Origin of the sequence: Methylobacterium longum (assembly GCF_022179385.1) — a bacterium.
GTDB lineage: Bacteria > Pseudomonadota > Alphaproteobacteria > Rhizobiales > Beijerinckiaceae > Methylobacterium > Methylobacterium longum.
The window spans coordinates 1-6,464 of record NZ_BPQS01000095.1; the positions used below are offsets into that span (position 1 = coordinate 1).

The 6,464-nt window shown below is 62.8% G+C and carries 11 protein-coding genes; 7 read left to right on the forward strand and 4 right to left on the reverse strand.

The genetic code is table 11. The annotated features are described in order from the left end of the window. Positions 1 to 401: 401 nt before the first annotated feature. Genes MFF58_RS30955 through MFF58_RS30965 form a run of 3 tightly spaced genes read left to right on the forward strand, consistent with a single transcriptional unit; the run spans position 402 to position 1,354 of the window. Complete coding sequence (locus MFF58_RS30955; protein ID WP_238294064.1) at positions 402 to 689, forward strand: hypothetical protein; 288 nt, start codon at positions 402 to 404, stop codon at positions 687 to 689. Continuing rightward, on the forward strand, positions 686 to 964 hold the full coding sequence (locus MFF58_RS30960; protein WP_238294067.1) for a hypothetical protein: 279 nt from the start codon (positions 686 to 688) through the stop codon (positions 962 to 964). The genes MFF58_RS30955 and MFF58_RS30960 overlap by 4 nt, the downstream gene beginning before the upstream one ends. Positions 965 to 982: 18 nt before the next feature. Then, a complete protein-coding gene (locus MFF58_RS30965) occupies positions 983 to 1,354 on the forward strand; it encodes a hypothetical protein (RefSeq protein WP_238294069.1) in 372 nt (123 codons plus the stop codon). Positions 1,355 to 1,909: 555 nt separating this feature from the next. On the opposite strand, the gene MFF58_RS30970 is transcribed toward MFF58_RS30965, so the two are convergent. Further along, a complete protein-coding gene (locus MFF58_RS30970; RefSeq protein ID WP_238294071.1) occupies positions 1,910 to 2,092 on the reverse strand; it encodes an Rmf/CrpP fold protein in 183 nt (60 codons plus the stop codon). Positions 2,093 to 2,263: 171 nt separating this feature from the next. Between MFF58_RS30970 and MFF58_RS30975 the strand changes: the two genes are divergently transcribed. Together MFF58_RS30975 and MFF58_RS30980 are read left to right on the forward strand one after the other, a co-directional pair. Next, entirely contained in the window at positions 2,264 to 2,623 is a 360-nt protein-coding gene (locus MFF58_RS30975) for an ATPase inhibitor subunit zeta (protein ID WP_238294073.1), read from the forward strand. A 95-nt stretch (positions 2,624 to 2,718) separates the two neighbouring features. Next, on the forward strand, positions 2,719 to 2,931 hold the full coding sequence (locus MFF58_RS30980; RefSeq protein WP_238294075.1) for a hypothetical protein: 213 nt from the start codon (positions 2,719 to 2,721) through the stop codon (positions 2,929 to 2,931). A gap of 118 nt (positions 2,932 to 3,049) precedes the next feature. Here MFF58_RS30980 and MFF58_RS30985 read toward each other — a convergent pair whose 3' ends face one another. Then, positions 3,050 to 3,304, reverse strand: coding sequence for a hypothetical protein (locus tag MFF58_RS30985; protein ID WP_238294077.1), 255 nt, complete (start codon positions 3,302 to 3,304; stop codon positions 3,050 to 3,052). Beyond that, the gene (locus MFF58_RS30990; RefSeq protein WP_238294079.1) at positions 3,301 to 3,492 is read right to left on the reverse strand and encodes a hypothetical protein; all 192 of its coding nucleotides are present in this window, start codon (positions 3,490 to 3,492) and stop codon (positions 3,301 to 3,303) included. The genes MFF58_RS30985 and MFF58_RS30990 overlap by 4 nt, the downstream gene beginning before the upstream one ends. Positions 3,493 to 4,225: 733 nt before the next feature. Here MFF58_RS30990 and MFF58_RS30995 point away from each other — a divergent pair. Beyond that, positions 4,226 to 4,621, forward strand: coding sequence for a hypothetical protein (locus MFF58_RS30995; RefSeq protein WP_238294081.1), 396 nt, complete (start codon positions 4,226 to 4,228; stop codon positions 4,619 to 4,621). 771 nt (positions 4,622 to 5,392) lie between these two features. Here MFF58_RS30995 and MFF58_RS31000 read toward each other — a convergent pair. Beyond that, entirely contained in the window at positions 5,393 to 5,599 is a 207-nt protein-coding gene (locus MFF58_RS31000) for a hypothetical protein (protein WP_238294083.1), read from the reverse strand. Between the two features lie 568 nt (positions 5,600 to 6,167). On the opposite strand from MFF58_RS31000, the gene MFF58_RS31005 reads away from it, so the two are divergent. After that, on the forward strand, positions 6,168 to 6,464 hold a 297-nt coding region (locus MFF58_RS31005), incomplete at its 3' end, for a hypothetical protein (RefSeq protein ID WP_238294085.1).

The window sequence follows — 6,464 nt, forward strand, 5'->3', positions numbered from 1 at the left end:
GCTGTAGGGGCGGCCCATGATGCACTCCGTGTCCGGAGCAAGCAGTGAATCAGCCGCCGCCCGCCGTGTGAACCCCACCACGCCGACTCAGCTCAAACCGAAAATGCTCTAGCCGCCGGACGCGGTGTCTGTGCATCAATGGTCAAGTATCACTAGGCCATTCACCATGTCCCTGTTTCCTCACGATCGCCTCCACCGCTACCTTGTAATCGGATTTGCCTGCGGCGGGCTGGCGATGATGGGAGCTGCCTGGATCTGGGACAAAGTCTAATGGCCCGGCGGATCGGCCTAGTCTAAGTGCGCCGCCGCGAAGATCTTAGGGGGAAATTGATGGGCCTCACGGAGCACCTGAAGGCGAAGAGCTGTCTGAAGTGAGCCAAGCCGGCGATCAGCCCGACAAGATGGCTGAGGTCGCCGGACTAGCGGCGTCGATCGCCGATCACATCCTTGAACAGCACGAGGCAGGTACGTCGATCCCGCCGGAGCAGTTCAGGATGCTCGTTCACGCCGCCAGGATGCTTCTCGATAACGGCGTGCAGTGGCCACCGTCTGTGGCGTACCTCGTGATGGAAGTCGAGAAGCGGGTTAAGGAAGCCGAAGCGGCTGCATCTGCCCCGCCTACCGGCCGGAAGGGCGACAACGTGGTGGAACTGCTGGCACAGGGGCTCAGCACAAAGAAGCGGGTATGAGCCAGCCACCGGTAGATGACGATCGCGACTTCGAGCACTCTCTGCTGTCCGGCACCTTCAGCCGTGATGGTGAGCAGGTGGATGTCGAGATCTACCGCTATGCCGGCACGCAGGATCCCTGGCAGCTCGTCGTGGTCGACCTGTCGTCAGGTCGCCCAACAGGCTGGGCTCAGACCTTTGCGACGGATCAGGAAGCCTACAACGCATTCACCGCGCTTGTTGAAGCAGAGGGCATGGCCCCTTTCACAGGCGTCGTGCCGCCCGTACAACACTGACTTCGGTCCGCTCCTCCCATGAAACCCGATACAGCGGGGCTGGGCGCCCTCATCGAGAAGGTGGCTAAAGCCCGAAAGCCATCGCGCCCGCTGTTCGCCGAGGTATGGTTCGCGACCACCGGCAAGCAGGATGCTGACACGAAGGTGCGGTTCGCCTTCCTCATGCAGTCGAACGCGTGGGTGGATGCTGCGCTGATGGCGGTTGCGCACGCACTGCCTGACTGGGGTGTTGTCACGAGGGTTGGGCCTGGGCCGGGCGAGGCGAAGTTGCAGCCGCCGGGCTTGGGACACGGCAAGCGCCCTGCCGGTCTGGAGACTGTGCGGCATCCGGGAGGTGCGGCGCTCGCCATCCTGCAGGCGATGCTACATGCCAAGGCAGAGGGACACTGACGACCACCCTCGAAGCCGCCGGCGTCATCTTCATCGAGGAGAACGGCGAGGGGCTGAGGGTGCGGCTGAAGAAGGCTTCGCGCCCCGCTCGCGACGCCGCCATCCCTTCAGCTATCCTACCGGGATGCTCACGGCCCTTGTCGCCGGGAAGCGAACACTGCACGACGCGGGATGATCATGAGAACTGCGCCGATCAGATGGCTCATGGTGGCGCTCACGGGCATCGTGAGCACTGCAGCTGTTGCCCAGCGCGGTCGAACCCAAAGGGCTACTCCTCGTGCCACGATTGAGGCACCGGAGGCTGGTTTTCCGCAACCTCCAAGCACGAGGCCGCGTCCTCAGGACGACGGCATCATTCACTGGAACACGCCGAATAAGAACGGCAATCTCGGCGGCCCCGGAGCGGGCGGAAGCAGCGGTGGAGGCTGATCTACTCTTCCATCGCCATCTGCCGCCCGCGGTTCTGCAACACGTCGCGGAAGGGGTTTCCGGCGGTCGAGGTCCTGACGCCTGCCTGGGCGGCTATCCTACCGGGATGCGCTACGCTCTGACTGTTCAGGCATCGGCCATCGGGCAATCTGGCCCATCCTTCCAGGGCCTACCGTCGTAGCCCTCCATCCAAGCCCTACGCTCTGCTGAGTTGACTGGGTACGGGCATGCGTCCTTCGGGCGCTTAGCCGCGCGGGCGTGAGCCCCTTCAGAGACAGCCTTCATGGTTGGCGGCTGACGCATGTCCATGACACCCTCTATTCGCTGGCGGTTCCTATCTGAATAGAGAACCTGCCGCGAGCTTGCGAAGGTCCCTATGCGCCTGCCGGCAAGTTGTCGCCACTGCGAAGGAGCGGCGATGTATGCGCGGCTGAAAAATCGGCGTATGAGTAATGGCAGAAGCTCAATGAGGACCTAGCCATGCTGAGGTCATTCGAAGAACGCGAGCGTGCGGCCGAGCTTATCTATATACATGGCGAGGAGATGCGGTTCACAAGCCACATCGCCGGCATCCGAGCGGTCGCTGACTTAGCCATACGTATGCTGGGCCTGGATGGAATGACGTCAAAAGCCTATGCGGACGCATTGATCGCCGCGAGGATTGAGGGATCGAAGCCCGCTGCGCTGCTGGAGCGCGTTCAGGCCGATTTGGCTGCCAACGGTGTAGAGGTGCCGCTCGCGGAGCTTGAGGCTGAGATGGCCCGGACCTCGGCACATAGCAGCGTCGTGGATGGGCGAATGAGTCGTTCTGCGCCTGCGCATAGTTCGCCGCCACCGTAGAGGAGCAGCGAGCTAATCTGCGTTCGCCATCTGCCGCCGATGGTTCTGCAAGGCAGGAGCCTTTGCTGAGGGGAATGAGCATGGCATGGTGAGGCATGGCTTACACCGTCCGCATGCTGTTCCTGAACCAAGGGGAGCCTCCCCCGACCGAACAGCTGGACGGCACGTTCGTCAGTCTCCGAGAAGCATGGGACGCGGGAACCGCCCGTGTCCTGGAGTTTCAGCTCCGCTCGATAGAGACGGCCTTTCAGGTGCTCGATGCAGCCGGTCAGATCGTGGAAGTGACCGCCGGACAGATCGATAGCTGAAAATCAATCCGCCTTCCCAATCTGCCGTCCATGGTTCTGCACCACATCGCGGAATTGGTTTCCGAAGGCCGAAGTCGTGACCCGCGCCTTGGCGAGTTCCTGCCGGGATGTACTACGCCTACTTGAGTGCTTGCGGATGCTGCGACGGCACGCCCTTGTAGTGCCTTGGGATCAGCGGGCAGCCGTCATGGATGCGCCGGTGCGACAGATTCACAGATACCTGCCCGCTATAGACGCCTTGGATCGTCACACGGCCATGGCAGGCCGGACAACGCTTGAGAGCGTCCCGGTGGAGGATCCTCGCCTCGTCGAGGCCAACGGTGAGCCGAGCGCTCTCCAACAACGCTTCGCAGGATTGGGTTTGCGGCTTCATCCCGCCACGTCCCGCACGATGATCTGCGCTCTAGCCCAGGCTGCCCGGGCCTTCTGCGCCGCGGCCAGTTCGGCGAACGCCCGGGCTGCGCCGGTCGCCTCCATCGCAAGCATCTTTTCCGATAGGATCACCGCTGCCGTGGTTTCTGCAGCGATGGCCCAGGCTACGGTCGGGTGATGCTGCGGCATGACGTTGGCTCGATTGCGGCCGAAATCCGAGCCTCCGCTCTCATGGTTACCGAATTGTTAATGGCTCCCACAAAGAAGCCCGCACCGGCGAACCGGGCGGGCTAAAGGAAAGGAAACTCGGTGCGTTACGCCGAGTGACAACTTGAACAGTAGCAGCGTCGCGTTTGAGGAGCAGCCCTCCGCGATGACATACCGGTGGAGCTGATAAGGGCCTGAGGGCCGAAAGCTATCTTCCACTCGGTGCGGCGTAGCTGCCAGTCACCCCATTGCCTCCGCTGCTGCCAGCGGCAGCGCCGGGTGTCTTGTTTCGGACGAAGCTTGCGCCGGGGTACCGCCGCTGCGTTCGCATCATCGAGTGACGCCGCATGCGATGGCGCCTCATCCGGACGTCGGTGAGCATGTCGGACGACGAAGAGACACCGGCCACAGGGCCAGCCGGCACGGCTGCGGCAGGAAGGGCCAAGACGCTGAGACCCACGCCTGCGAGCGCAGCTAAAACTAGGACACGCATGAAATTCCTCCGAGCCTCGGCGCAAACAGATCGCGTAGGCACTCGATGAAGTCCTGAGGTGCGCCTCCAGTTCGCTGCTTCCAGCGCCCGCGACTCGGCATCACGCCCCGAAGCCGGCTGACCCAGACCAATGCTAATCCGCCTACGCCAACTGCCGCCCGTGGTTCTGCACGATGTCGCGGAAGAGGTTGCCGGTCGCTGAGCCTCAGCTATCCTGCCACCATGCGCACAGCCCTCGCTGCCCTCGCCCTGGTCGCCGCTGAAGGAGCGGCGCAGGCCGCAGACTGCCGCATCGCCATGGTACTGTTCGGCAACATCTCGATCGATCCAGCTGGTCCCAACGGCGAGGCTTACGTGCGCCAGTCCGATTTCGGTATGACGAACTCTGTTGGTATCATCCGCGGGACGATCACCATCGGCCGCGATAACTTGGAGGTCCGCGATCGTGACGGTGCGGTCGTCGGTCAGATTGAGCCGGACACAGGTCGCATCCTCGGCTTCGATGAAGCCTGCGATAAAAGACGTCGACCCCGGTACCTGCCGATAGAGAAGGATCTCGGCGCCATCATCAACGGCGACTATCTGGCCGGCATGGTCAAAGGGCGAATGCCTCGCTAGTTGCTGGCGGAGCTTGGTGCAGTTCCTCACGGCAGGGGCAAGATACGCGACGTGGCCTGAGTGGCAGAATGGCGGACTGCGGTTAGCGTCCGGTACCAATGGCCGCCGACGACTGGCCCGGGCTAGGATCGGGCACGAAAAAGCCCGCGCCGGCGAACCGGGCGGGCTTCTCGAGATCCGCGCATGTGTGGCAAACGCTGGGATCTGCCCTGATCTTACGGCGGCATAGGTTAAGAAAAAGCCCCGCGGCGGTGCCGGCGGGGCTGAAGGTTGTTCTGCCTGGAGGAAGAACGCGTAGATCGTAGCGGACTCCGGCCGCCTGTCGCCTCACATGCCCGTGAGCCCCACATAGTGACAGTCTCAGTGGAGTCGGCGGCGACGCGCTTCTGCCGTCAGCTTGATCTGCGTCGCCACCAACATGCCGACGCGCTTGGCTGCTTCAGGGTTGGGGAACATAGGCTCGGATCGCTCGACCGCGAACCAGGGGTTTGCCCCGTAGATCGCCCAGGCCCATGGCCTTGAGCCGCTCCCACAAAGCTGAGCCTCGACACGAAGGGTCTGATTAAAGCGTCCGACCATAATCGTGGGGGTGTGCCGCATCAGGCAGGCTCGATCCTTAACATGCGTCAGACTGCCGCAGACCAAAGTATGAGACGCTGCTGGCCCGATCAAGAACCTTGTCTTCGATGGCCTGTCTGCTGTTGGATGCCGTCGCGTAGGTCTGGCGGCTAATCCGCCTTCGCCATATGCCGCCCGTGGTTCTTCACAACGTCACGAACTACCTGCCGGAGCCATAGCCCGCCCTCGGCTCAGCACCACGTCCTTGAACAGGTTGCCGGATGCGGAGGTGCGGACGTTCGTGTCCGGCCCTGGCCGCTGCACGACGACGCTGACGCTGCCGTTCGCCTCGACCTTCTGACCACCAACGACACCAGCGCGGCCGGTAGAAGCACCGAGGCGGCCCTCGCCCTTCTGCATGGCCTCGAACGCTCTCCGAGCTTTCTCCCGGGACGCCCAGCCCTCGCCGTCAGCTTGGGCTACGTTGGGGTGAGGAAGACCAGCTAGTGGCCGAAATCCGACACTTGGTACCCACCGGCAGGGTCCGCAACGGGTGCACGCTGTGTGAAAACGGAAGCGCACCCCGAAATTGTAGAACAATCCTCTACGCGGCAGACAGGCAGCCCCGCTGGAGGACGGTTCTGACGCGGTCTGGATGTCTATTCCGGCACTGCCTAGGTTGTCCTCGGGAAATTCTTTCTACCGCCTCCGCGTTTTCACACCCTCGGTGGAAACCGGACCTTGATCGTTTGTCCCTAAGCGGACGTGCCGCATCCGAACCGTTCTTGCCGAATATGGTGGCCTGTCTAATGCTTGAGAACGGTTGATCATCCTGTCGCTGTTTCGGCACCAGTGTGCCTTGAACATCGCTTCGGTCGACGCTCCCTCGTCCTCGGCTTTCACGCCGCGGCCTACCTCGATACAGTGAGGTGCGGAGCCATGAGCAAGGAGACGAGTTCATCGTTCTGGCGGCAAAGATGAGGGCCCGATGGGTGCGGTTGTCTCGTTCTTCCGACCTGCATCGAAGAACCTGGGTGGTTGGTCGCAGCAGGAACTCGCGGAGTTCTACCGGGTCGAGGCTGCGCTGATCCGAGCCGGCTTGCCGATCGGCAGCGAACAGGGCTTGAGCGACGAAGCCGAGCCCTGGTTCGTGTTCTGCCGACCGGACGGCGACGCGATCATGCACTTCGCCCGGATCGACGGCAGCTACGTCATCGCCTCCGACGTCCTGGACAGCCCCATGTGGGGCAGCGACTTCCGCGCCCTCATCGATCAAGTCGCGCAG